This window comes from Pseudoalteromonas sp. SIMBA_162 (assembly GCF_046535955.1).
Lineage (GTDB): Bacteria > Pseudomonadota > Gammaproteobacteria > Enterobacterales > Alteromonadaceae > Pseudoalteromonas > Pseudoalteromonas marina.
The window spans coordinates 1-234 of record NZ_JAWJBQ010001249.1; the positions used below are offsets into that span (position 1 = coordinate 1).

At 53.8% G+C, this 234-nt stretch carries 1 protein-coding gene; it reads right to left on the minus strand.

The window, feature by feature from the left end:
• A partial coding sequence (locus R0J88_RS23625) for a WzyE family oligosaccharide polymerase (RefSeq protein ID WP_410901404.1) occupies positions 1 to 234 on the minus strand: 234 nt, incomplete at both ends.

The following is a 234-nucleotide window of genomic DNA, read 5'->3' on the forward strand; positions in this document are numbered from 1 at the left end:
TGAGCCTATAAGCGTAGGCGAGATCGCCAGTCCGGAGTGGTTATTCAGCACTTCCCAGGTAAAGTAGTTGGCTGAGTTCAGCACCATACTCGGGCGACCCGGCCACAGCCAGGAAGGGATAAAGACATAGAAATCGCGGACAATTGGAGCCAGGCCCTGGAAGTCGATGTTGTCGTAGTTCTGCAACAGCAACGCCAGATTCTCCCACGGTGAAAAGGTGTCGCGAGTGAGATA